At 65.6% G+C, this 24,545-nt stretch carries 21 protein-coding genes; 12 read left to right on the top strand and 9 right to left on the bottom strand.

Features of this window, described 5'->3' with window-relative positions:
- Positions 1-7: 7 nt before the first annotated feature.
- The 3 genes from AC1MEM_RS19510 to AC1MEM_RS19500 all read right to left on the bottom strand — a co-directional run bounded on the left by AC1MEM_RS19510 (position 8) and on the right by AC1MEM_RS19500 (position 4,819).
- Positions 8-1,336, bottom strand: a complete 1,329-nt coding sequence (locus AC1MEM_RS19510; RefSeq protein WP_499473303.1) for a nucleotide sugar dehydrogenase — start codon at positions 1,334-1,336, stop codon at positions 8-10.
- A gap of 51 nt (positions 1,337-1,387) precedes the next feature.
- On the bottom strand, positions 1,388-3,145 hold the full coding sequence (locus AC1MEM_RS19505) for a polysaccharide biosynthesis protein (protein WP_499473302.1): 1,758 nt from the start codon (positions 3,143-3,145) through the stop codon (positions 1,388-1,390).
- A gap of 726 nt (positions 3,146-3,871) precedes the next feature.
- Positions 3,872-4,819, bottom strand: a complete 948-nt coding sequence (locus AC1MEM_RS19500; protein WP_499473300.1) for an N-acetylmuramoyl-L-alanine amidase-like domain-containing protein — start codon at positions 4,817-4,819, stop codon at positions 3,872-3,874.
- Positions 4,820-5,497: 678 nt separating this feature from the next.
- Here AC1MEM_RS19500 and AC1MEM_RS19495 point away from each other — a divergent pair.
- The 6 genes from AC1MEM_RS19495 (at position 5,498) to AC1MEM_RS19470 (ending at position 9,034) form a co-directional block, all read left to right on the top strand.
- Complete coding sequence (locus AC1MEM_RS19495; RefSeq protein WP_499473298.1) at positions 5,498-5,662, top strand: hypothetical protein; 165 nt, start codon at positions 5,498-5,500, stop codon at positions 5,660-5,662.
- 40 nt (positions 5,663-5,702) lie between these two features.
- Positions 5,703-5,879, top strand: a complete 177-nt coding sequence (locus AC1MEM_RS19490) for a hypothetical protein (RefSeq protein WP_499473296.1) — start codon at positions 5,703-5,705, stop codon at positions 5,877-5,879.
- A 224-nt stretch (positions 5,880-6,103) separates the two neighbouring features.
- Entirely contained in the window at positions 6,104-6,475 is a 372-nt protein-coding gene (locus tag AC1MEM_RS19485; protein WP_499473294.1) for a LiaF transmembrane domain-containing protein, read from the top strand.
- Entirely contained in the window at positions 6,468-7,226 is a 759-nt protein-coding gene (locus AC1MEM_RS19480) for a LiaI-LiaF-like domain-containing protein (protein ID WP_499473292.1), read from the top strand. The genes AC1MEM_RS19485 and AC1MEM_RS19480 overlap by 8 nt, the downstream gene beginning before the upstream one ends.
- A complete protein-coding gene (locus tag AC1MEM_RS19475) occupies positions 7,226-8,302 on the top strand; it encodes a sensor histidine kinase (RefSeq protein ID WP_499473290.1) in 1,077 nt (358 codons plus the stop codon). The genes AC1MEM_RS19480 and AC1MEM_RS19475 overlap by 1 nt, the downstream gene beginning before the upstream one ends.
- Before the next feature lie 3 nt (positions 8,303-8,305).
- Entirely contained in the window at positions 8,306-9,034 is a 729-nt protein-coding gene (locus AC1MEM_RS19470; protein WP_499473288.1) for a LytR/AlgR family response regulator transcription factor, read from the top strand.
- A gap of 11 nt (positions 9,035-9,045) precedes the next feature.
- Here AC1MEM_RS19470 and AC1MEM_RS19465 read toward each other — a convergent pair whose 3' ends face one another.
- From AC1MEM_RS19465 to AC1MEM_RS19455, 3 genes are all read right to left on the bottom strand, one after another.
- Complete coding sequence (locus tag AC1MEM_RS19465; RefSeq protein ID WP_499473286.1) at positions 9,046-11,301, bottom strand: ATP-dependent DNA helicase; 2,256 nt, start codon at positions 11,299-11,301, stop codon at positions 9,046-9,048.
- The gene (locus tag AC1MEM_RS19460; RefSeq protein WP_499473284.1) at positions 11,298-12,947 is read right to left on the bottom strand and encodes a VRR-NUC domain-containing protein; all 1,650 of its coding nucleotides are present in this window, start codon (positions 12,945-12,947) and stop codon (positions 11,298-11,300) included. The genes AC1MEM_RS19465 and AC1MEM_RS19460 overlap by 4 nt, the downstream gene beginning before the upstream one ends.
- A gap of 102 nt (positions 12,948-13,049) precedes the next feature.
- On the bottom strand, positions 13,050-13,814 hold the full coding sequence (locus AC1MEM_RS19455) for a hypothetical protein (protein ID WP_499473282.1): 765 nt from the start codon (positions 13,812-13,814) through the stop codon (positions 13,050-13,052).
- A gap of 105 nt (positions 13,815-13,919) precedes the next feature.
- On the opposite strand from AC1MEM_RS19455, the gene AC1MEM_RS19450 reads away from it, so the two are divergent.
- From AC1MEM_RS19450 to AC1MEM_RS19435, 4 genes are all read left to right on the top strand, one after another.
- Positions 13,920-14,756, top strand: coding sequence for a M15 family metallopeptidase (locus tag AC1MEM_RS19450; RefSeq protein ID WP_499473280.1), 837 nt, complete (start codon positions 13,920-13,922; stop codon positions 14,754-14,756).
- A gap of 98 nt (positions 14,757-14,854) precedes the next feature.
- Positions 14,855-18,595, top strand: a complete 3,741-nt coding sequence (tssM, locus tag AC1MEM_RS19445; RefSeq protein WP_499473278.1) for a type VI secretion system membrane subunit TssM — start codon at positions 14,855-14,857, stop codon at positions 18,593-18,595.
- The gene (gene tagF, locus AC1MEM_RS19440; protein ID WP_499473276.1) at positions 18,595-19,560 is read left to right on the top strand and encodes a type VI secretion system-associated protein TagF; all 966 of its coding nucleotides are present in this window, start codon (positions 18,595-18,597) and stop codon (positions 19,558-19,560) included. The genes tssM and tagF overlap by 1 nt, the downstream gene beginning before the upstream one ends.
- A gap of 5 nt (positions 19,561-19,565) precedes the next feature.
- Positions 19,566-20,351, top strand: coding sequence for an OmpA family protein (locus AC1MEM_RS19435; protein ID WP_499477699.1), 786 nt, complete (start codon positions 19,566-19,568; stop codon positions 20,349-20,351).
- A 61-nt stretch (positions 20,352-20,412) separates the two neighbouring features.
- On the opposite strand, the gene icmH is transcribed toward AC1MEM_RS19435, so the two are convergent.
- The 3 genes from icmH to tssJ all read right to left on the bottom strand — a co-directional run bounded on the left by icmH (position 20,413) and on the right by tssJ (position 23,146).
- Entirely contained in the window at positions 20,413-21,177 is a 765-nt protein-coding gene (gene icmH / locus AC1MEM_RS19430) for a type IVB secretion system protein IcmH/DotU (protein ID WP_499473274.1), read from the bottom strand.
- Positions 21,174-22,520 carry a type VI secretion system baseplate subunit TssK gene (gene tssK, locus AC1MEM_RS19425; protein ID WP_499473272.1) on the bottom strand — a complete coding sequence of 449 codons (1,347 nt, stop codon included), beginning with the start codon at positions 22,518-22,520 and terminating at the stop codon, positions 21,174-21,176. The genes icmH and tssK overlap by 4 nt, the downstream gene beginning before the upstream one ends.
- A 74-nt stretch (positions 22,521-22,594) precedes the next feature.
- A complete protein-coding gene (gene tssJ / locus AC1MEM_RS19420) occupies positions 22,595-23,146 on the bottom strand; it encodes a type VI secretion system lipoprotein TssJ (protein ID WP_499473270.1) in 552 nt (183 codons plus the stop codon).
- Positions 23,147-23,410: 264 nt separating this feature from the next.
- On the opposite strand from tssJ, the gene AC1MEM_RS19415 reads away from it, so the two are divergent.
- Positions 23,411-23,989 (top strand): tetratricopeptide repeat protein, encoded by a 579-nt coding sequence (locus AC1MEM_RS19415; RefSeq protein ID WP_499473268.1) that lies wholly within the window; start codon positions 23,411-23,413, stop codon positions 23,987-23,989.
- Between the two features lie 46 nt (positions 23,990-24,035).
- Positions 24,036-24,536, top strand: coding sequence for a type VI secretion system contractile sheath small subunit (gene tssB, locus AC1MEM_RS19410; RefSeq protein WP_499473266.1), 501 nt, complete (start codon positions 24,036-24,038; stop codon positions 24,534-24,536).
- Positions 24,537-24,545 lie beyond the last annotated feature (9 nt).

The following is a 24,545-nucleotide window of genomic DNA, read 5'->3' as shown; positions in this document are numbered from 1 at the left end:
AGACAGCTCAGGCCTTGACGACGTGGGGCAGGCGTTCGAGGTACACGCCACGGGTATCGACGATCAGGTTGGCGTAGCGGCGGATCATGTCGTAATCGAAAGCGGTATGGCTGGTCGCCAGCAGGACCAGGTCATAAGACGCCAGGGCGTCGGGCGTCAGCTTCACGCTGGAGAGCTCGAACCGGTGTTCGCGCATGCGCGGGAAGGTCGGCACGTGCGGATCGGAATAGTCGACGTGGGCACCCTTGTCGCGCAGGATCTCCATCAGTTCAACCGAGGGCGACTCGCGCATGTCTTCGACATCTTTTTTGTAGGCGATGCCCAGTACCAGCACACGGCTGCCCATCACCGAGCGCCCGCGCTGGTTCAGCGCGTCGGTGACCTTGCCGATCACCCAGTGCGGCATTTCGCTGTTGATTTCGCCCGCCAGTTCGATGAAGCGCGTGTGCACGCCATACTGGCGCGCTTTCCAGGTGAGATAGAACGGATCGATCGGGATGCAGTGGCCACCCAGGCCGGGACCCGGGTAATACGCGGTGAAGCCGAAGGGCTTGGTGGCGGCGGCCCGGATCACCTCATGGATATCGATCTCCATCTTGTCGGCGATGATCTTCATCTCGTTGACCAGCCCGATGTTGACCGCGCGGTGGATGTTTTCCAGCAGCTTGGTCAGTTCCGCGGCGCGGGTCGAGCTGACCGGCACGACGCGGTCGATTGCGGCGCTGTACAAGGCCACGCCCGCTTCCAGGCAGGCGGCGGTGCTGCCTCCGCACACCTTGGGAATGGTCCGCGTTTCGAAATGTGGATTGCCCGGGTCCTCGCGCTCTGGCGAAAACACCAGGAAGATGTCGTGGCCGACGGCAAGGCCGCGCGACTCCAGGCGCGGACGCAACTCTTCCTCGGTCGTGCCGGGGTAGGTGGTGCTCTCGAGCGAGATCAGCTGGCCGGGACGCACGAAGGGTAGCAGCGCATCGGTCGTGTCAAGGACGAAGGAGAGGTCGGGCTCGCGATAGGCGTTCAGGGGCGTGGGTACGCAGATGATCAGGACGTCCGGCTCGCCGGCGCGCGTGAAGTCGCTCGTCGCCTCGAAACCGGTGCCGCGCGCGGCCTCGATAGCGCTGACCGGGATGTGTGCGATATAGCTTTCGGCGCGATTGAGTTTATCGACCTTGGCCGTATCGATGTCGATCCCCAGCACCCGGAAGCCGACTGCCGCATAGCGCAGCGTCAGGGGCAGACCGACGTAGCCGAGTCCGATGATGCCGATGACCGCCGTGCGGTCGCGCAGTTTGGCTGTGAGCTGCTGCAGGTGGGCCGATTGTGGTTCGTCGCGCATGTGTTCCTCGCCAACATGAGGTGGTGGGTGGGTGGGGATGGGGTGCCGCCGCTAGATGCGGAAGGGCACGAATTTATGGATGAGACTGAGCCGCGCCTTGCCCGATTCGAGTTCGGGCTCGGGCACTTGCGCCGGTGCGGTGACCGGCAACTGGGGTGTGTATTCGCTGACGATGGCCTTGACCATCGATACGATCATGCCGCGCTCATGCGTCTCGCAAGCCATCATCAGACAGGTGATGCAGGTCTCGAGCACGCTCGGACGCAGGGCGTTTTCCTTCATGCGCATGATGCGCGGGTGTTCGCTCGGGAACACGGTGCCGTCGGTGAGCAGTTCTTCGTGCAGCTTCTCGCCCTGGAACAAGCCGACAAACTTCACTTCGATGTCGCCCTCCGGGTTTTGCGGGGTCTTTTCGGTCAGGCCCGACATGGCGAGCAGCGTGCGCGCCAGTTCGACGATGCGCACCGGTTCGCCCATGTCGAGCACAAACACGTCCCCGCCCTTGGCCATCGCGCCGGCCTGGATGACAAGTTGCGCCGCTTCGGGAATGAGCATGAAGTAGCGCGACACGTCGGGATGGGTGATGGTGAGCGGCCCGCCGCGCGCGATCTGGCGCTGGAACAAGGGGATGACCGAGCCGGACGAGCCGAGCACGTTGCCGAAGCGGACCATGCAAAAGGTGGTTTGTCCACCGTGCTTGGCGGCCGCCGCCTGGAAGATCAGCTCGGCAATACGCTTGCTGGCGCCCATGATGTTGGTTGGACGCACTGCCTTGTCGCTCGAGATCAGTACGCAGGTTTCGACATGGTGGCTGGCGCAGGCCGCGGCGATGACCTGGGCACCGAGCACGTTGTTGCGCAGGCCCTCGACGATGTTCGTCTCGACCAGCGGCACGTGTTTATAGGCTGCGGCGTGGTAGACCGTATCGACATGGCTGTCGGCGAGGATGCGCTCGATGAGGTCGGCATTGCAGACAGAGCCGAGGTGGGCGTCGATGCGCAGGTCGGGAAAGCGCGTGCTCAGCTCTTGACGAATGGTGTACAGCGCGAATTCGGAGTGGTCGAGCAGGTGCAGGCGGCTCGGGGCAAGCGTGACGATCTGGCGGCACAGTTCGCTGCCGATGGAACCGCCGGCGCCGGTGACAAGTACCGTCTTGCCGCGCACGCAGCGGGCGAACATGTCGAGCCGCGGCGGTACCGGGGGGCGGCCGAGCAGGTCTTCGAACTTCAGCTCGCGGATCGAGTCGCGTGGACGCACCCGGTCGTCGGCCAGGTCAACCAGCCGGCTCAGGATCTTGGCGGTGACGCCGGCCCCGGCCAGTCGCTGCATGATGTCGCGCAGGCGTTCAGCAGGGATGCCGGGTACGGCGATGACGACGGTGCGGATGCCGTGGGCGGACACCAGGTCGGCCAGGCGGTCGGTGTGGAACACACGCAACCCGGCGATGGTGCGGTCGTTCAGCGCGCGCTTGTCGTCGAAGAAGCAGACGGGACGGTATTCGTCGCTGCTCCGCATGGTTTGCGCCAGGCGGGCGCCGGCCTCGCCGGCACCGTAGATGGCGACGGCGTCCGAGGTCGGGCGGCGCGTGCTGTGATTGCGCAGAAAATTGCGCATGCCGATACGCGAGGTCACCACGTAGGAAAAGACGATGAACCAGTAAATAGCCAGGGCACTGCGGGGAAACATGGCGTCGTTAATGGCAAACAGCACGACATACGCGCACAGGACCGCAATGCCGAGCGCGAAGCCCGTCGCGCTTAATAACCTGCCGTCGATGAAGCGGATCACCGCGCGGTACAAATCGGACATCGAAAAGGCAGCGATCGTGACCAGCGCCACGATTAAGAAAGAGGCTGGACCATAATGGGACGCTAGTTTTATGTCGCCGCCGCGCAATAACAACGCGATCAGAAAACATAAAGGCAATGCCACCAGGTCGATGCAGACCATCAGCGCTATTTTGGTAGTCCGATGCAGCGATACCATTCCGGCGCAAAACTGGCTTAAGACTCGGGTCGATATAGTTGGCATGGTGCGCGTTACTCGGTCGGGTGGTTGCAATAGGAGCGGTAAAGGCTTGCGCAGTGGAATTTCAGTGCGGACTAAATTAAGAAAGATGTCGTCGGAAATAATTGGCGCGAGAATGGAATTGATGTTGCATTCAGCCTTGCCGTTGCTGAGTAAATTTATTATCTGCTCCACTCGGATTGCTGAGGTTGACCCTGCTCAACCGCGAATTCCGAATTAAAACGAAATGGCCTGTTTATTTAACTCAGGAAATGTAATTAGGAAATGAATTGAGATCCGGTCGGCAATAGATTTCTGATGGGAATATAAATCTCGGGAAGCGGCGGATAATATGGTGCGACGCTGTGCAGCCGATTCCGGCGCTCATTTGCTGGCGTCGAGATGGCCGGCAGGAGGGGGAGTTGGACTGACTCGACCCGGGAGCCGAGCGGGGAAGGACGGCGCCGGTGTGGCGGCGCAGGGAACTGGCCGGGCGCGCACCGGTGGCGCGTCCGGCAGTACGGCTGATCAGGTACCCGGGCGCGGCTGCGGTGCCATCGGCGGCGCCACGATGTTGTCGTTCAGGCGCAGGAACTTGAAGCCGGCCAGGCGCTGGCCCTTCCTGCCTTCGCGCGCGTTGCGGGCTTCGCGTTCGGCGGCGCGCGCAATGAAGGAATCGAAGCTTTCCTCCCGTACCTTCGGCTCCGAGGAATGCAGGAAGTGGCGTTCGCCGTTCGCACCGAGTACCACCAGGCCCACGTGCGAGGCCCAATGCTGGCCGTCGCGGGTCGAGATGACGTTGACGAAATCGCCTTCCTGCAGCTGGCTGACGATTGCCGCAACCTGTTCTTTCGGCACGTAGCTCTGGCGGCTGGTTTCCACCGGAATGCTGCGTTCGGTGTTGTGGCGCGTTTTGAGGAAGCGCGCGCGGTCGACGCGCATCGCGTAGCTCGGCCCGTTCGCGCCAGCCAGGGCGGCGCTGACGTCGGTGACGAGCCAGTTGTTGGCGACGTTCCAGTCCATCTCGGTGTAATGGTTGCGCGTCGCCACGCCGATCACGCCGTCGCGGTAGCGGATCCGCTGCAGCATCCAGAAAAATTCTTCCCACGAACGGGACAGCGCCATCGCATACGTGTGTTCCACAAACACGACGCAATCACTGCGATCGAGGCTGAACATCGGTAAATCGTCGTGCACCTCGAAGGGAAACTCGCCGAGCAGGTTCAGCAGATATGGCTGGCCCAGGTTCTTGCGCCCGATCGCGGCGATGCGTTTGCGCAGGTTGGGCTCGGCAGCGTGGACCCAGGCGACGTAGCGCCCGGCTTCGACCGGTGTCATCTGGAAGATCTGCTTCTGCAGCAAGGTCTCGATCGCGACCGGTGCAGGCGACGCCGGCGTCACCGCGGGCGGCAGGGTGGACTGGCTGGCGCAGCCGCCGAGGGCGGCTGCGGCGAGCAGCACGGGGGCAAAGCGCATGGATGGGGCTCCGTATTGTGTTTTCAAGACGCTAACGCGGCCACGCGGCGTTTCACAATCACTATTTGTCGGGCATCCATCACTCAGTGTTGCGGAAGCCAAACATAGCTTCAAGTCAGGGCTACAGGATTACGAGTAATTTTCCAGTTATTTATTTATAGCTAATGCTATCAATATGGCAGCGCTCACCTACCGCCAACATCACGCCATACTAATATCCAGGCGCTCGCTGCAGCGCCTGGCCGACGTGGCGGTGCGTACGACTACGACGAAGCGGAAAAAGTGTTGATGCGCCGCACCAAACCGGACACGTGCGCCGGCCACGACCGCCCGATGACCACGCTGGCCTTCAGTGCCAGCCACAACCTGACGCCGAGCGTGATCGTCTCGTTTGACGCCCCACGGCGACTACGGCAGCAACCAAAGGGGAGCTGCGGTTTCCTGTTTTTCGGCCCTTTCCGCAAGGAGGCAACTCATCCTTGCGCACAGTGTGCGTCACCTAACGGTGCGTCAGCCACGGCCTCGCTATGATGAAGCCGTGTGAGTGAGGCGCCAGCGAATTCGTTCTGCAGGCCTGCCGAATATCTCAACAGGTTAGCCGGTCGCCTCGAGGATCGGCACCAGATTTCGGCCGGCGCCATGTGGCGGCGGTCTACAAAAACCGGAAGCGGAGGCCGCATGTCTGCGACGACCAAGAATCCACCGAAGCATCTTGTGCGCGAATACCTCGCGCGCCGCTCGCGCGATCCGCAACCGCCGCCGGCACCCGAGGAAATCCGGCGCCAGCTGGGGTGGGGGATGCTCATGCCGGCGGACCTGAAGCTGGCCACCGGCCGGTCCTGAGGGCGTTTTCGGAAATACTGATTTCACAGAGGAGAAGCACATGACCAAGCGTATCGGCAACAAACACGAAGCACAGCACCGCGGACGCGACGAACGTCTCGACATCCGCCGCACCAACATCGAACGCGAGACTGTCAAGCAGCTTATCGCGCGCGCCAAATACCGCAACCAGGTCAAGGGCCAGCCGCCAATGAGCCTGTCCGCATCGGCCGCCTGATTTTTCCAGGCAGCGAACAGCCCGCCCGGCAACGCGGCGGGCTTTTTTTCGTCCATCGCCGCCGACGCCGGCGCCGGCCATGCCGCTTCGCTCGCTTTGCTTCGCTTCGCGCAATTCACCGATTCCTTCGCCATTCGCCGATCCGGCGCCGCCGTTCGCCGAAAGGCGCTTTCCTTCCCAGCCGCTCCCCGCTATCGTCCATCCATCACAACACGGAGGACGACATGAGTTCCGAAAATAGCTACACGACGCGCAAGCAGATGGTGTGGGGCCTGGTCCTGATCGCGGTCGGCCTGGTCTTCCTGCTCGACCGCATGTATATCGTCGATGCCGAAACGGTATGGCATTATTGGCCGTTGCTGCTGGTCGTGGCCGGCATCAACCAGACCATCGGCTACCCGAGCGCGCGCCAGTTCCGCAACGGGTTGTGGACGATTTTCACGGGACTCTGGCTGTTCGCGGTGTTCGAGCATTTGTTCGGCCTGACCTTCCGTAACAGCTGGCCGCTGTTCCTGCTGATGTGGGGCCTGCTGATGGTGCTTACCCCTGTTTTCAACCGCCGCTTCCCGCAGTCGCAGGAGAAAGACCATGTTTAAGGACACCATCGAAGACCGCCGCGCCGCGCGCCAGGCACGCCGGGCAGCACGCCGCGCCGACCGCGGCATGACCAGCCAGGTCCTGATGGGCGTGCTGGTGATCGCCCTCGGCCTGCTGTTCCTGCTGGATAACCTCGACATCATCGAGGTGCGCGACGCGCTGGCCTTCTGGCCGCTGATCTTCATCTTCGCCGGCGTCGCCAAGCTGCTCGACACCACGACCCCGAACGGCTACCTGATTGGCCTGGGCGGCATCGCGGTCGGCGTGACGATGATCCTGCACCGCCTCGGCATCATCTATTTTTCATGGCGCGCGGCCTGGCCGCTGGTATTGATCGCCGTCGGCCTGATGGTGGTGTACCGCGCCATGACGGGCCAGCGCATCACGACCCATGGCGTGGTCGACGACAAGCCGGGTTCGGAAAGCCAGGTAGTGGACGTGACGGCGGTGCTGGGCGGCTTCGAACGCCGCGTGCAAACCCAGGACTTCCGCGGCGGCGAGGTCACCGCGGTGATGGGGGGCTGCGCACTCGACATGCGCAGTGCCTCGATCGTGGGCGAGGCAGTGATCCACGTGTTCGCGTTCTGGGGCGGGGTGACGCTCAAGGTGCCGCCCGACTGGACCGTCGTCCTGCAAGGCACGCCGATCATGGGCGGCTTCGAAGAGAAGACGATCGTCCCGCCGGACGGCAGCAAGCGCCTCGTCGTTCGCGGCTACGCGATCATGGGCGGTGTCGAAGTGCGCAACTGATGATCGGGGCGCTGAGTACGACGCGCAGCACCGCGCTCTACCTGGCCGCCTGGGCGCTGTTGGGGGTGCTGCTGTCCGGCCTGATGGTGGCGGCCGGTGACGCGCCCTGGGGCGCAAGCCTGTTGTTCGCCGTCCCGCTGGCGCTGGTGTATGGCTGCGCCAGCGGATTCTCGTCCTATTACCTGTGCCGCGCGTATCCGCTCGCAAGCCGGCCGCTGCTTGCCGTGCTGGGCGTCTTCACCTGCACGGCAGTGTGCGCCAGTGCGCTCTGGACCGCGGCCGGGGGCGGCTACGCCGACACCCTGCGTGGCCTGGTGCCCGGCCTGCCGCTCATGACGCGCCCGTTTGCGGCATTGATGTTCGGCCTCGGCGTGATCCTGTACGGCCTGACGGCGGTGGCGCACTACCTGGGCCTCGAGTTCGAACGGGCGCGCGCACTCGAGCGGCGCGAGCTGGAAATGAAGCTGGCCGCGCAGGAAGCCGAGCTGCGCATGCTGCGTACCCAGATCGACCCGCATTTCCTGTTCAACAGCCTGAACTCCATCAGCGCGCTCACCTCGATCGACCCGGCCGGCGCGCGCGGCATGACCTTGCAGCTGTCCGATTTCCTGCGCCGCAGCCTCGGCATGGATGCGCAGCGCAAGGTCGCGCTGATCGAGGAGATCGCGCTGGTGCGCGCCTTCCTCGCGATCGAGCAGGTGCGCTTCGGGCCGCGCCTGCGCTTCGAGGATGCGATCGGCGAAGGGGCAGGGGAATGCCTGCTGCCGCCGATGCTGCTGCAGCCGCTGGTGGAGAACGCCGTCAAGCATGGCATCGGCAACCGGCTCGATGGCGGCACGGTGCGCATTGCCGCCGAACGCGCCGGGTCCCTGTTGCGCATCCGCGTCGAGAACGATGCGGACGAGGACGATGCCTTGCAGCCGGCCGCCGGTTGCGGCATTGGCTTGGCCAACGTGCGGCAGCGCCTGTTGGCGACGTATGCGCACGAGGCGAGCGTGCACTGGGCGCGCCTCGGTGCGCGCTTTCGCGTCGATATCGCGCTGCCCGTTGAAACCGAACCCCTTGCGGAGACCTGATCCATGCGTGTCATCATCGTCGACGACGAACACCTGGCGCGTGCCCTGCTGCGCGAATACCTGGCGGCCCATCCCGAGGTCGAGATCGTGGCCGAGTGCGCAAACGGCTTCGAGGCGGTCAAGGCGATCGGCGAGCTGCAGCCGGACCTGGTCTTCCTGGATATCCAGATGCCGAAACTCGACGGCTTCGAAGTCGTCGAACTGGCCGGTACAGGCGCGCAGTACGTGTTCGTGACCGCCTACGACCAGTTCGCGCTGAAGGCGTTCGAGGTGCGGGCGATCGACTACCTGTTGAAACCCTTCAGCCGCGAGCGCCTGGCCCAGGCCCTGGCCAGCGCCCGCACGCGGGCGACACCGCCCGAACAGGTCGAAGCGGTGGCGATGGACGCCGCGCGGCGCCACGGCCCGCTGGAGCGCATCCTGATCCGGGACGGCGCGCGCGTGCACGTCGTGCCAGCCAGCTCCATCGACTGGATCGAGGCGCAGGACGATTATGTCCAGATCAGCGCCGGCGGCCGCACGCACCTGAAGAACGGGCGCATGGCCGAACTCGAGCAGGGACTCGATCCCTCGCTGTTCCTGCGCGTGCACCGCTCCTACATCGTCAATGTCGGCGCGATCGAGCGCATCGAGGCCGCCAGCAAGGACAGCTGGTGCGCGGTGCTGAAGGACGGCAAACGGGTGCCGGTCAGCCGCAGCGGCTATCAGAAGGTGCGCGAGCTGCTGGCGTGATCAGGCGCTGCTCATGCGCTGAGCCGCTCGACCTGCCACCAGCGCGGCAGCAGTTCGCGCACGGCGCCCTGGTCGAAGCGGTCGTCGATCAGGTAGACCACGCCGCGGTCGGCTTCGGTGCGGATCACGCGGCCCGCCGCCTGCACCACCTTCTGCAAGCCGGGATATAAATAGGTGTAGTCGTAGCCGGCGCCGAACATCGCCTGCATGCGCGTGCGCAGCTGCTCGTTCACGGGATTCAATTGCGGCAGGCCGAGGGTGGCGACGAAGGCGCCGATCAGGCGCGCGCCCGGCAGGTCGATGCCTTCGCCGAACGAGCCGCCGAGTACGGCGAAACCGATGCCGCGCCCTTCCGGCTGGAAGCGATCGAGGAAGGCGGCGCGTTCAAGCTCGCTCATGCGCCGCTCCTGGCGCCAGGTCGGCACTTCGGGATGGAGTTCGGCGAACAGCGTTGCCGCCTGTTCCAGGTAGTCGAAGCTGCTGAAGAAAGCGAGGTAGTTGCCGGGTGACTCCGCGTACTGGGCGGCCATCAGCTGCGCGATCGGCGCCAGCGACGCCGCGCGGTGCTGGTAGCGCGTCGAGATACGGCCAGCGATATGGACCGCCAGCTGGCCGGCGGAAAACGGCGACTCGACATCGACCCAGCCGGTGCTCTCGGGCAGGCCGAGCAGGTCGGCGAAATAATGCCAGGGGCTGAGGGTGGCCGAGAACAGCGTCACCGAGTGCGCGGCCTCGAAGCGCGGTTTCAAAAAAGGCGCCGGGACCACGTTGCGGATGCAGAGCAGGCTGTCCTTACGCTGGCGGGTCAGGTCGACCAGGGAGTGAGGGCCAAACGATTCGGCCAGGCGCGTAAAGTGCATGGCGTCGAAATGAAAGCGCTGCAAGGCCGGGTCGAGGAGCCCCGGTTGTTCGGCGACGTAGTCGTTGACGGTGCTGGTGGCGTTCGTGAGGGCGGTCAGCAGCTTTTCGCCGGGCGCGTCCAGCACCTGGTAGGGAAGCGGTGCGGCTTCATCGATCTCGCCCCAGACCCGCGCGACTTTGCTCAAGGCCTTTTTCACGGGCGACGGCGCCGCGGCGCGGGCGGCGCGCAGGGCGACCCGATCGAGTTCGCAGGAATACATCGAGCGCGCGCGCGCCACCATGTTGTGCGCCTCGTCGACCAGCACGCTGGCGCGCCAGCCGTTGGCCTGGGCCAGCGCGTACAGCATCGCGCTGCCGTCGAAATAATAGTTGTAGTCGCCGATCGCCACGTCGGTCCAGCGCGCCATCTCGCTGCCCAGGTAGTAGGGACACACATCGTGGGCCAGGCCGACTTCGCGCAGCGCGGCGCGATCCAGCACCGGGACGCTCAACGCCGCTTGGCGTGCGGCGGGCAGGCGGTCGTAGAAGCCCTTCGCCAGGGGGCAGGACTCGCCGTGGCAGGCCTTGTCCGGATGCTCGCAGGCCTTGTCGCGCGCGGTCAGCTCCAGCACGCGCAGCGGCAGTTCGGGGGCGTGATTGCAGATGGCCCCGGCGGCGTCGAGGGCCAGCTGGCGGCCCGGCGTTTTCGCGGCAAGGAAGAAGATCTTGTCGATGCGCTGCGCTGGAGCGGCTTTGAGCACCGGGAACAGGGTGCCGATGGTCTTGCCGATGCCGGTCGGCGCCTGGGCCAGCAGGCAGCGCCCGGTAGCGTTTGCCTTGAACACGGTCTCGGCCAGCTGGCGCTGACCGGGCCGGAACTGCGCGTGCGGGAAGCGCAGGCCGGTCAGCGCCGCGTCGCGCGCTTCGCGGTGGCGCAGCTCCTGTCCGGCCCATTCGGCGAAGCGCCCGCAGGCTTCCTCGAACATGGCTTTCAGTTCGCCCGCGCTGCGCGTTTCGCGCAAGGACGTCTCGAGGCCGCTGCCGATTTCGTAATACACGAGCGCCAGGTTGACCTGCTCCAGGCCACGGGCGGCGCACAGCAGGTGGCCATAGACGCGCAGCTGGGCCCAGTGCAGGTGGCGGTGGTTGTCCGGCATCGTCGATAGCTGGCCGCGGTAGGTCTTGATTTCCTCGAGCAGATTCTGCGCCGGGTCGTAGCCGTCAGCGCGGCCGCGCACGTGCAGCGGGCCGTGGTTGCCGCTGAGGGTCACCTCGGCCTGGTAGCCTTCGCCCCGACGCGCGGTGACGACGGCGTGGCCGGCGATGCCTTCCTGGGCGGTGGGCGAGGGCGTGAAGCGCAGGTCGAGGTCACCGCGTTTGGCCGTGAATTCGCACAGCGCACGCACCGCGACGACATAGCTGCTCAAGCGGCATGCTCCCACTGCAGGTAGCACACGGCGACCGGCATCTCGTGCGCCGCGCAGTAATCGATCCAGCGCAGCTGGTTGTCCTGCAGGCGGTCGCCCGGGCCCTTCACTTCGATCATGCGGTAGCGCCGCTCTGCAGGCCAGAACTGGATCAGGTCGGGAAAGCCGCTGCGATTGACCTTCACGTCGGCCAGGATGCGTTCGCACCAGCGCTTCACGTGCGCCGCCGGGATGCAGTCGAGCGCCAGTTCGAGGAGCGCGCGGTCGAGGTATTCCCAGGACAGGAAAGGCGCCGAGATGCCGGCCTTTTCCTCGAAGTGGGCCAGGATGGTGGCGCGGTAGCGGCCGTCGTCGCACTGGGCGAGGCAGTCGGCGAATTCGGCCGCGCGGCGCTGGTGGAAGTCGAGGCTGTGCAGGTCTGCGGGGGCGCGGTGGAAGGGGTGGAAGAAGGCCCCGGGGATGGCGGCGAAGATCGCGCGCCAGCACAGCAACCCGAACAGGGCGTTGGCCAGCATGTTCTCGACATAGAACACCGGCGCCTCTGCGCTGCCGAGGTGGTCGCGCACCGCGCCCTCGACCCAGGGACCGTCGCCCGGCACGGGCAGGCAGAGGTCAAGGCGCACCGGCGCGGCCGGACGGCGGGCGATGGTTTTCGGGTGGCCCAGCTTGCGCGCCAGGCGCGGGCCGATGCGCAGCAGGTGCTGGGATTCGGCGTCGTTTTCGGGCGCGCGTTCGGCTTCCTGCAGCAACTGCCAGGCCTCGCGATAACGCTCGGCCTTTTCCAGAACACGAATGGCGCGTCCGCGCGAACCCGGATAGCCGCAACGCGTGTAGACCTCGGTGGCGCGGGTCCAGTCCTGCTGCTTCTCGAAGTGCTGGCCGACCTGGAACAGGAATTTCTCGCGCCGGCTGTCGAGCCACTCATTGTCGAATGCCTGCAGCGGCAGCTCGTTCAAGACGTCGTCGATCGGCTCGCCGCCTTCGGCGAAGCGCCCCTTGCAGGCATGCAGTTGCAGGTAGTGATCGATGTCGCGCCGGTCGCGAAAACCGCGCGAGGCGGGCGAGAACTCGACCTGCTCGTAGCGGAAGACGCCGAGGTCGGCGAGCACGAATTCGGTCCAGTCCTGGTGCAGGTTGCCGAAAAAAATCAAGCGCAGACGGTCGCACAGGGGTTTGACGAGAATGCGCAGGGCAAGGTCGTCGCAACCGGCATACCAGCTTGAAAAGGCGCGGCTGTCGGTGAAGGCTGCGCGCAAGGCTTCGAGCTGCTCGGCCTTGCGTGCACTCTTCTGGTGCGGATGGGCCGCGAATGCCGTGGCGATCTCGGGCTTGGCCAGCAGGTCGAACAGTTCGTCGAGGCTGAGCACGGGATCGAGCTCGATCCAGCTGGTGGGAAGCAGGTGATGCGCGGCCTCGACCGGGCAGCCGATTTCCGCATACCGCATTTTGCTGGCCCGGAACAGGTCGCCCTTGCGCATGACCATACGCACGAACAGGGCGCGCGCAGGCTGCGGCAGCGTGGGGAAGGCGGCGATGAAAGCTTGTTCTTCGTCGGTCAGCAAGTCGTGGTAACGCTCGATGATCCAATCCAGGACACTCTGGAAATTATCCAGGTAATAAAACTCGTTTTCCAGAACCCTGTTCATTTTGTGAGGCGACAACTGTGCTTATGTACAGTATAGCCTCACGGTCGCCGCAGGCCCAGCGCTTTCGCCCGCAGGTGCCAGACGCCGTGGTTTTTTGCCACATCAGGGGCGGGTGGCCTTTGGCGGGCATTTGGACCCGCTGCAGGCAGCCGAGGGATCGTGCTCGCCGCGATGGCGCTCGGAATGCCGGATGATTGCGGAGATCAGGGCGACGTCGCTGTCGACCTGGGTGTCGGCATTCGCGGGGGCCTTGCGGGCGTGGCTGATGGCGGCAGATCTGGACTTCGCCGCGCCACCGGCGCGGGCCTGGGCAGGTTTGGCGGCACGGCTCGCCGGCTTCGGCGCCTTGTCCGCTTTTTTCTCGACGCTGCTGCGCGCTGCAAGCTCGGTCGGCTCGGACTTGACCGGCTTCGGAACAGCACGTTCCTCCGCCACGCGGGCCGCGGTCGGCACCGGTTTCGTCTCCTTGAGTTCGTGCGGCGGGAGCATGACCAGCGGCGGCACGTTGCCGGCAACCGTCACATCGCGTTTGCCTGCCGACTCGTCGACGATGACTGCCGTGCGCGGCGCGTCGACCACCGATGCCGGCGCCGCTGCTGCAGGCGGCTGGGGCGGCAGAACCGCGTCCGGCATGACCGGCGGCACTACGACGGTGATGGCATCGTGCCGGGCCTGCAGCTCCTGCGCGCCCTTGTGGTTGTCGTAAGCGAGCCAGGCGACGCCGCCGGCGAGGATGCCGGCCAGCGCCGCCGCGGCCCCGTACGAAGCCAGTCGGATGCCGGACATGCGCGCGCCGGTACGGCGGGCCGAGTCGCGCTCGAGCATCGCGAGGATGTTTTCTTCTCCGGCGCCGCGACGCGAGGACATCAGGTTTGGTCTTGTCGAGGCTGCTTGATTTTCGTCTGTAGGGCGCACGGCGTACCTCCTAAGATGGACGTTCCTGCTTCGATTAGAAACGCTCTGGGAAAACCCATGCTGATCTTTATCGCACTTCTGTATTTTTGTGTCGCTTGCAGCCTGATCTGGCTGGCCTGCTTCCCGAGCGGGCGGGCTTTGATCAACCATTTCATGTTTGGTTTGCGCAGCCGGCTCGGGCGCGTGGCGCTGTGGCGGCCCGGGCCGGCCGCGCATGGCTTGCCTTCCCGGCGCGACCTGCGCGGCGTGTTCAAGGCGCTCGTCAAAAAGATGCACCGCAACTGGGTCGTGCTGGCGATCGTCGTGCCGGTGGTAGCGATTCCCTCGCTGCTGGCGCTGGCCCTGCGCACGCCCGACATGCTGCCCGGCTACGAGCCGACCGAAGCGCTGCCCGACGCCCAGATCGCCGCATTGCTGCAGGGCGAGCAGCTGGTGCCGCCGGTGGATCCGCCGCCGCTTGCCTTTTCCACCCAGGAAGTGGTGCAGGTGCGGCCGATGCTGGTCAATGCGAGCCGCAACTGGGGTTTGATGCACCCGGACTTCAGCCAGCGCTTGCTGCTCGCGTTCAAGATCATGAAGGAAAAGCATGGCTATGACATGGCCCTGCTCGAAGGCTACCGCAGCCCGGCGCGCCAGGACATGCTGGCGGAAATGGGGGGCGCGGTGACGAATGCGCGCGCCTTCCAGAGCTGGCACCAGTATGGGCTGGCTGCCGACTGCGCGTTCTGGCGCGACGGCAAGCTCGTGATTTCGGAAAAAGACCCCTGGGCCATGCGCGGTTACCAGCTCTACGGCGAGGTTGCCGAGCAGCTTGGACTGACCTGGGGCGGGCGCTGGAAGATGATGGACCTCGGTCACACCGAGCTGCGCCTCCGGGGTGTGATGCGGCGTTGAGCGGTCCGTTGGGGGTTGAGGAAAATCCAATTTTCCACAGGCAATTGATGCGAGCATTGCCTGTCGGACTTTCCCCCAACCTTCACAACGCTCCCGCCATGGCCCGTCTCTGGAAGTTCCTCACCGACAGCCACGTGCTTGTCGTGATTGGCATCATCGCCTGCATCGGCATCCTGTTCCTCAGCACGGACACCTTCGAGATTGGCGCCATCTGGGCCGTGATCGGGGCGCTGGTCCTGCTCGCCCTGTGGGGCAGTTATTGGGGCCTGTGCCAGTTGCTGCGGCGCCGCGCCGCCGCGCGCCTCACCGACAGCCTTGCTGCAAGCGGCGATGCGGGCGGTTTTGAGGACGGCAAAAGCGAAGTGGCGGTGCTGCGCAGAAACATGCTGGAAGCGATCACCACGATCAAGACCTCGAAGCTCGGTCTCACGCGCGGCGCGGCGGCACTCTACGAACTGCCCTGGTACATGATCATCGGGAACCCGGCGGCGGGCAAGAGCAGCGCGATCGCGCACTCCGGCCTGACGTTTCCTATCCCGGGCAGCAAAGCGGTGCAGGGCGTGGGCGGCACCCGCAACTGCGACTGGTTTTTCACCACCGACGGCATCCTGCTCGACACCGCCGGGCGCTATTCGGTGCAGGAGGGCGACCGCGCCGAGTGGTTCAGCTTCCTCGAGCTGTTGAAAAAGCACCGCCGCCGCGCGCCGATCAACGGCATCCTGATTGCGGTGAGCGTGGCCGAACTGACGGCTGGTCCCGCCAGCGCCTCGATGGAACTGGCGAAGAGCCTGCGCACGCGGGTGCAGGAACTGACCGAGCGCCTGGGCGTGTATGCACCGGTCTATGTGGTGTTCACCAAGGCCGACCTGATTGCCGGCTTTTCCGACTTCTTCCATGACGCCGAACGGGGCGAGCGCGACCGCGTGTGGGGCGCGACGCTGCGCTACAACCGGCGCAGCACGCCGCAGGACGTGCTGGCCTTTTTCGACGCGCACTTCGACGAACTGCACGACGGCCTGAAGGAACTGAGCCTGGCCAACATGGCCGGCAATCGCAGCGCCCAGATGCGCCCCGGCGTGTTTACCTTCCCGCTCGAATTCGCGGCCATTCGCAGCCCGCTGCGCGCTTTCCTGTCGACGCTGTTCGAGGAGAACACGTATCAGTTCAAGCCCGTGTTCCGCGGCTTTTATTTCACCAGCGCGCTGCAGGAAGGGCAGGTGCAGGACCTCTCGTCCAAGCGCGTGGCGAGCCGCTTCGATCTCGAACTGAACGACCGCAAGCAGGCGCAGATGGGTGACGAAGCCCACGCCGGCGAAGGTTCGGGTGAAGGTTACTTCCTGCTCGACCTGTTCCGCAAGGTGATCTTCGCCGACAGGGACCTGGTCAAGCGTTACACCAATCCCGCCAGCGCGCGCCTGAAATATACCGCCTTCTTTGCCGCCACCGTGCTGCTGGGCGCCGCGCTGGGCGGCTGGAGCTGGGCCTACATGGGCAACGTCCAGCTGGTGGCCAACGTGCAGGCCGATCTCGACAAGGTGATGCGCCTGCAGGAAAAGCGCGTCGACCTGCAATCGCGCCTGGAAGCGCTCGACATCCTGCAGGATCGCATCGAACAGCTGTATAAATACCGCGAGGACCAGCCCTGGGCGCTGTCGTTCGGCCTGTACCAGGGCGACAAGCTGGAACGGAAACTGCGCGACGAGTATTTTGCCGGCGTGCGCGCGGTGATGGTCGAACCGGTCGCCGCTGCCCTGGAGACCATGCTGGCGGAAGTGAATGCCCACGCCGACGCGCTCGATCCGAACGCCGCCGCCGCGCCGAGTTCCAAACCGGGCCAGCCCTACCAGGAAGTCTCGCCGACGAACGTCGCCGACGCCTACAACGCCCTGAAGACGTATTTGATGTTGGGCGATAAAAGCCACGCCGAGCCGGGCCACCTGAACGACCAGTTGACGCGCTACTGGCGCACCTGGCTGGTCGCGAACCGCGGCGCCATGCCGCATGAGCAGATGATCCGCAGCGCCGAACGGCTCCTGACCTTCCACCTGTCGCAGATGAGCGACCAGGCCTGGCCGCAGGTGACGCTGAAACTGAGCCTGCTCGACTCTGCACGCGAAAACCTGCGCCGCGTCGTGCGCGGCACCCCGGCGCGTGAACGCGTCTACGCCGACATCAAGACCCGCGCCGCGACGCGCTTCCCGGCGGTGACGGTGGCGCGCCTGGTCGGCGACGGCGATGCGGGCCTGGTGGTCGGCAGCCATGCGGTGAGCGGCGCCTTTACCCGCGCGGCCTGGGAAAAATATGTGCTGGGTGCGATCCGCGACGCCTCGAACCGCGAACTGCAAAGCACCGACTGGGTGTTGAAGACAGTCGCCAAGGACGACCTGACGCTCGAGGGCAGCCCCGAACAGATGCAGAAGACCCTGGTCGACATGTACAAGGCCGAGTATGCAAAGGAATGGGCGAAGTTCGTGCAGGGCGTGACCGTCGCCGACCTGAAGGGTTTCGACGGCAGCGTGCTTGCGATGAACCGGCTGGGCGATCCCCAGAACTCGCCGATCGCGCGTCTCCTGAAAGCCATCTACGACGAAACCTCGTGGGACAACCCGGCCGCGGCGCGCGCGAACCTCGGCAAGACCGAGCGCACGCTGGCCGCCTGGTTCAAGGAGGTCGTCATGCGCCGCGCGCCGTCGGATGCGCGCACCCTGGCCGATGCCGTCGGCCCGTTGGCAAGCGGCGCACAGGGCGGGATGGGGCCGATCGGACGCGAGTTCGCCGGCGTCGCGCGCCTGGTCGGCACGCGCGAAAAGGAAGCCTCGCTGATGACCGGCTACCTGGACTGCCTGTCGCGCCTGCGCACGCGCCTGAACCAGCTCAAGAACCAGGGCGACCCCGGCCCCGGCGCCAAGCAGTTCATGCAGCAGACCCTGGAAGGCAGCGGCTCGGAGCTGGCCGATGCGCTTAAATATGTCGACGAGCAGATGCTGACCGGGACGAGCGACGCGCAAAAGGCGGCGCTGCGCCCTCTGCTGGTGCGTCCACTGGTGCAGACCTTCGCGATGATCGTACTGCCGTCCGAATCCGAGATCAACAAGACCTGGCAGGCGCAGGTGGTCGAACCCTTCCAGAAAACGCTGGCCGAAAAATACCCGTTCTCACCGGGCAGCAGGATGGAGGCGACCAGCGCCGAGATCGGCCAGGTGTTCGGACCGGAGGGCGTGGTGGCGAAATTCATCAACACCTCGATGGGGCCGCTCGTGATCAACCGCGGCAGCATGCTCACCGCGCGCACCTGGGCCGACATCGGCATCACGCTGGCGCCGCAGGCGGTCTCCGGCTTTCCGGGCTGGGTGGCGCCCTTGTCGAGCAACGGCGTGGCCCAATCGAATGGCAGTGGGCCGCAAACGGTGTTCCAGCTTCAGGCCTACCCGGCGCCCGGCACGACGGAATACACGGTCGAAATCGATGGCCAGCAGCTGCGCTACCGGAATACGCCGGCCGCATGGACCAACATGGTGTATCCGGGCCCCGGTCCCGCCGGTGCGCGGGTCAGCGCCGTCACTTTCGATGGACGGACGGTGGAGCTGTTCAATGAGCCCGGCCAGTTCGGCATGAAAAAAATGATCGAGGCCTCGACCCAGACGAAAAAGGGTGGCGGCGTGAACGAGCTGCGCTGGGTCAGCGGCAACCTGGCCATCGTCGTCGACCTGCGCCTGGTCAGCAGTGCGGCAGTCGCCAGCAGCGGCAAGGGCTTCCAGGGCCTGCGCCTGCCGCAGACCATCGTCGGCCGTCCAGTCGCCGAACCGGCGGCCGCCACCCTGGCAGGCGGAGGCCAGTAATGCGCGCTCCCGCCATGGACCGCATCGGCTACTTCGGCAAAATCCCGGCACGCAGCGACTTCGTCAAGCTGGCCCACGACGCGCCAGCCATGGGCATGCTCGACGACTGGCTGGCGGCCGTGATGCAACGCCTGCCGTCGGACGCGCGCTGGAAGATCAACTACGATGCGATGGCGCCCGTCAGTTTCGCCTTCGTCGGGCCGGCGCGCCGCCATGCGGTCGCCGGGCACCTGGTCGCCAGCCACGATGCGCCCGGCCGCCGCTATCCCTTCCTCATGATGCGCACGCTCGACGTCGCCGACCCCACCGCCTTCGTCTCGCGCTGCCCGCTCGCCTTCGCGCCGCTCTGGGCCTTCCTCGAAACGGCGGCGCCGCAGGTGGTCGAAGCCTGCGATCCGACGCTGCACCTGCAAGGCATCAGCGACGCGGCCATCACGCTGGGCGAGGCCGATGGCGCGCTTGCGGCCTTCCTCGCGACCGGCACCATCGGCTCGCTGTCGAACCTCCTCGGCGGCGAGGATGCAAGCCGCGTGATCCTGGCGCTCGGCCTGCTGCTGCAGCCGGTCATGCATAGCAAACCCACCCAACTCGACAAAAGCCTGGTGCTGCCCCTGCCGGAGGACGAAGCCTTGCGCGCGCCGGTGGCCGCCTTCTGGCTGGAGCTGGTGGCCCCATTCGTCCGCCGCGCGGCGTTCGACCTGGCGCTGTTCCTGACCCACCAGGACGAGCGGCCGGTGCTGGTGATCGGTTTTTGCGGGGCGGCCGCGCAGGCGCTGCGCGGCATCATCGATCCGCTGGTCGGGCAAGAGCTGCAAGTGCGCCTGCTGGACACCGGCTGGATCGACGAGCAGCTGGGGCTGGACGTCGACGTGCGCGCGCTGGCCAGCTACCTCGACCAGCCGCAGCTGCCCTTGAAGTTGGCGCGCGAACTGTTCCTGAAGACCTTCATCGGAGACGCAACGTGACCAAGATGCTTATCATTGCAGCCTGCCTGCTGGTGGCGGACGCTGCCCGGGCCCAGGCGCCCGCCGCCGCGCCGGCGGCGCCACCGGCTGCCAACGCCGGCGCGCCGATCGTGGTTGCCGGCACCGTCGCCGACGAAGCCAGCAAGGCGGCCCTGCTGGCGCGCCTGCGGGCCGTCTACGGGCTTGACCGCGTCGTCGACCAGCTCGCGGTCGGTACCGTGTCCACCCCGGCCAACTGGAACGATTACGTCGGCCGCCTGATCGGCCCGAACCTGAAAATGATCAGCCGCGGCCAGTTGAAAGTCGACGGCAACACGGTCAGCCTGCGCGGCGACGTCTCCAACGAGGCGCAGCGCCAGCAGATCGCCGGCGACATCGCCGCCAGCCTGAACCCGACCTATACCGTCAACAACGGCTTGCGCGTGGCGGCCTCCGAACAGGGAGTACTCGATGCCGCGCTGGCCAACCGCATCATCGAATTCGAATCGGGCAAGGCCGCCTTGACCCCGTCGGGCATGGCGATCCTCGACCAGATGAGCGAAGCCTTGAAGAAGCTGCACGGGATCAAGGTCGAGGTGATCGGCCACACCGACAACGCCGGCTCGCGTGCGGGCAACCTGTCGCTCAGCCAGGCCCGTGCGGAAGCCGTGAAGGCCTATGTCGCCGCCCGCGGCATTTCCGCCGATTCGATCGCGGTATCGGGTGAGGGGCCGGACCGGCCGGTCGCGGACAACCGCACGCCGGATGGCCGCGCGCGCAACCGGCGCATCGAATTCAAGGTCGTCCAATAAGGAGAGCAGACAATGAAAAAGCCGCCGGTATCGCTACCGGCGGCTTTTTCTTTTTGGCCGGCTAAGGCAGGGTAATCGTCACGTTCGCCGCGCGCGGCGGCAGCTTGACCAGGTCGTTGTAGCTGGCCAGTGCGGTCTCGGTGTCGTGCGACAGCTTGGCGCGAAAGCCTGCATACGCGCCGAGGCCGGCCAGCGCGAATACCGCGCTCAGCACCCACAGCGACAGGTCGCTGCGCAGCGTGTTCGTGATCTGGTCGGGGCGTTCCGCGTGTGGTGCGAAGCCGCGGTTCTTGCCGCGCATGCGGGCGATCTCGTCGCCCAGGCGCGCCACCAGGTAGCTCAGCTTGTCGTGGCCGTCGAGTGCATAACGGCCTTCGAAACCGAGCAGCAGGCACATATGGAAGACCTCGAGCGCCTGCAGGTGCACACTGCCTTTCGCGCGCAGGTCTTCCAGCCGGTGGAAGAAGTGCTCCCCCGCGAGCTGGTCGCCGAACACGCGCAGCTGCAGCGGGCGCGTTTCCCAGGCTTCGCGCACCTCGAAGTTCGAGCGCAGGATGATCTCGTCGACCGCCGAGCAGAACGCATACTTGGCCGCCGTGACGTCTTCGGCCGCGACGCCGATGGCCTTGGCGTTGCGGTCGACGTCGCCGAGGAAGGCCGTCATGTGGTCGGCAAAGGCGGCTTTGTCGTGCGGCCCGCAGCCGTTCTTCAGCAGGAACAGGGCATAAAAACCTTCGTACATCAAGTCGACCAGGGATTGCGGCGCGTTGCCGGCGGCGCCGCGTGCCGCCGTGGCAGCGGTACGGCGTTCGACGTGGGCGCTCATGCCGCCACCCCGATCAGGTCGAGCTGGAGGTCGCGGATCCCGTTCGGCACAAAAATCGAGATCGCCTGGGCCTTGAGCATGTTCTCGTACAGGATGCCCTTGTTTTCGAGCGCGAAATAATGGGTGTCGGGCCGCACCGGCAGCGCCGCCGGCACCTGCGGCGCGTGCATCAGCTTCACGCCGGGCAGGGCCGAGAGCACGAATTTGTCCACGTCCTGCGGCGCGCCGAGCTTGAAGCGCAGCGGCACCACGTCGATCAGCTGCAAGGCCGGCATGTCGGCCGACACCGCGAGATACAGCATGGTCTGGGCGTTGATCTTGCCCGAATCGAGCGCGCCGACGTGGTAGGACGGGCGATCGTTCGAGAGCGCGATCGAGAAATAGCGGCTCGAGACGACAGTGTCGAGCAGGTCGCGCAGGATCGCGTCCAGGCGCGCGAACGCCGGGCCGGGATCGAGGTGCGAATAGGCCGGCAGGTCTTCGAGTTTGTAGCTGCGCGAATAGGCCATCAAGCCACCGGCGAGTGCCAGCATGTCGCCAAACAGGCGTTCCGGATGCAGGTCGGGATGGTGGAGGTAGTGCGACAGCGCCGCGTAGCCGCTGCTGGCCGTGTGCAGCAGCCAGAACGAAGACATGTCGCCGCCGCGGATCTCGACCACGTTGCGGCTCGGCTCGCGCATATGGCCATACAGCGCATTCACCTTGGCCAGCAGCTTTTCCATCAGGCGCGCGACGGCGTTGTGCAGCCCGGGTGCACCCTCGATCGAGACGCTTGGCGCGATGAAAGCCGGGTCGACCTCGAAGCCGCCGGTCGCCACGCGGCGCAGGCGCACCAGCGGAAAACTCTCATAGGCGGCCAGGGCATCGATGTCGGATACCAGGCGCACTGTCTTTTTCAAATACGTGATGCCGGCGTCCGCGGCCTGCGTAAACAAATCCTGCGTATCGCGCTCGTGCTGCACGAAGCGGGCGTCGTCGCGTTCGGCGTCGAGGTCGGCGCAGTTCTCGCCATGCGCTTTGAGTGCGGGCAAGGCGGCGTGGAAGGTGATCGACTGGGTCGATGGGGGCAGGGCGCCGAGCTTGACCTGCAGCGGCAGGGCGTCGCTTTCGGGCGCGCGGACAATTTCGCCGTCGGCAAAGACGAGCGACAGTGCATCGATACGGAGCACGTCGCTTGTCAGCGCCTCGTGGTCGATCGCGAGGCGGCGCACCCCCCAGGCATACGGATGCAGGGCGCGCGCGGTCTGGTTCAGGCGCGCTTCATGGTAGCGGTCCTGCTGCTGGAAATGCTGGGGGCGCAGGAACAATCCCTCACCCCACAGCAGTTTCGATGGCATGTTCACTGTTACCTCGCGATTAAGTGTTTGCGGAAGTGTTTAGCGGAAAGAGTTGAGCTTGCTGGAAGGCCGCGACACCTTCATTGACAGCGCGCAGAACCCGGCGCCCTGCTACCCGAAACGCTTGGCGCCGCGCCGGCGCCGGCTGCCAGCGCGCAGGCTTGCAGGGCAACGGTGATGCCGTCCTTCTCCGCCTCGGCGGCAGAGAACGACATGCGCCAGCGCTGCGGCGCCGGCGAGCGGAACAGGGCGACGACGCCGACATAGGCCGCTTCGCGCGGAAGTTTTTCGACGACCTCGTAGCGCTGCCCGGGCACCAGGGTCACGTCCTTGACCTCGACCAGGTCGGCGCCGAAGGCCTCGCGGTCGGCTCCCGGCGTGAGGAAGGTGGCGTAGGGCGCCGCCTCGAAAGCGGCGTTCTGGCGCAGCGTGTAGACGCGGGCGACGAGCGCCAGCGGCCGCCCTTTGGCATCGGTATTGAGCCTGGGCGCCGCGTGCAGGCGCAGGGCGACCGGACGCGGCCCCTTGAGCATGTCGGCCTGGGCCGTCTTGCGCAGGCCCGCCACATCGCGGGCGCAGCCGGCCAGGGAGGCAGCGAAAAGGAGGAGGCCGATCGAAGGAAACGCTTTCAACGGAACCGCTTTCAAAGGAGACGCTTTCAAAGGGAACGCTTTCAAAGGGAACGCTTTCAAAGGGAACGCTTTCATTGAGTACTTTCCTCTTGTAAATAACGCCAGCGCTCATTTAACAGCAACGCCATGCGCTCCGTCTGCGCCAGCGCAAGCGGTCCGGCCACGTGTCGCATTCAAGCGACCTGTGCCATTGTTGACCATCCGCAACTCTCCTCAATTTCCTTCCCGAATAATGGCGGCTGGTTCAACGTACTGGAGACCGAAATGATGTTCACACGACTGATGCCGGCCATGGCGTGCGTCGCACTACTTTCCGCCTGCGCCAGCACCGGCGAAGCCACGGGCAGCGCACCGAAGGCGATGACGATGGCGTCCTCCATCGCCGCGGCCGACGCCGCAACCGCCGCCGGGCAGCCCGACAAGGCCTTTGCGGTGCTGAAAACTGCAAGCCAGGCCTTCCCGACCGACAAGACTCCCTGGGTGCGTATGGCGCAGATGCGCTTCGACGCGGACAACTATGGCGAGGCGATCACTGCTGCGCTGGAAGCGCTCGAACGTGACCCGGACGACACGCTCGCCAACAGCATTGCCGCAGTGAGCGGCCTGCGCGTGTCGAGCAAGGCGCTGGGCGAACTGACGCGCAAGAACAGGCTCAATGGCGACGTCAAGTCCGAGGCCCAGGACCTGGCCAAGCTGCTGCGCTCGAGCCTGGGCGAGGATGTGCTGGTGCCGGGCAACAAGCCGAAGTCGACGCCGCGCTCGCGACCAGCGACGGCGACGGCAGCCGCGACCCAGGCCAAACCCGCATCGACCTCGAGCGACCCGTTCGGCGCGCTCAAATAAACCCCGCGGGCCGGCGCCCGCCGGCCCGTTACTCCTTGGAGCAGCCATGGCAAAAAGTGAAAGCGTGCAGAAACGCTTGCAGAAGGTACGCGCGCCGCGTGTGCAGATGACCTATGACGTCGAGATCGGCGACGCCATCGAGAACAAGGAGCTGCCCTTCGTCGTCGGCGTGATCGGCGACTTCGGCAACGACCCGAACGCCGAAAAGAAGCGCCTGAAGGACCGCAAGTTCGTCAACGTCGATGCCTCGAATTTCGACGAGGTGCTGGGCGGCGTCGCCCCGGCCGTGCAGTTCCGCGTCGAGAACCACCTGTCGGAAGAGGGCGGCCAGTTCGGCGTGCAGCTGCAGTTTCGCGAGATGGCCGACTTTCGCCCGGAGGCCGTGGTGCAGCAGGTCGCTCCCCTGAAAGGCTTGCTGGACGCCCGCACCAAGCTGGCCGACCTGCGCAACAAGCTGGCCGGGAACGACAAGCTCGACGATATCCTGAGCGAAGTGCTCGGCAATACCGAGAAGCTGGCAGGCCTGCGCAAGACGGAGGACAAATAAATGGCGGCC

It is taken from the genome of Telluria sp. AIW5, from assembly GCF_056680575.1.
The sequence above is the reverse complement of the archived record's forward strand: the minus strand, read 5'-3'. Positions and strand labels throughout refer to the sequence as shown.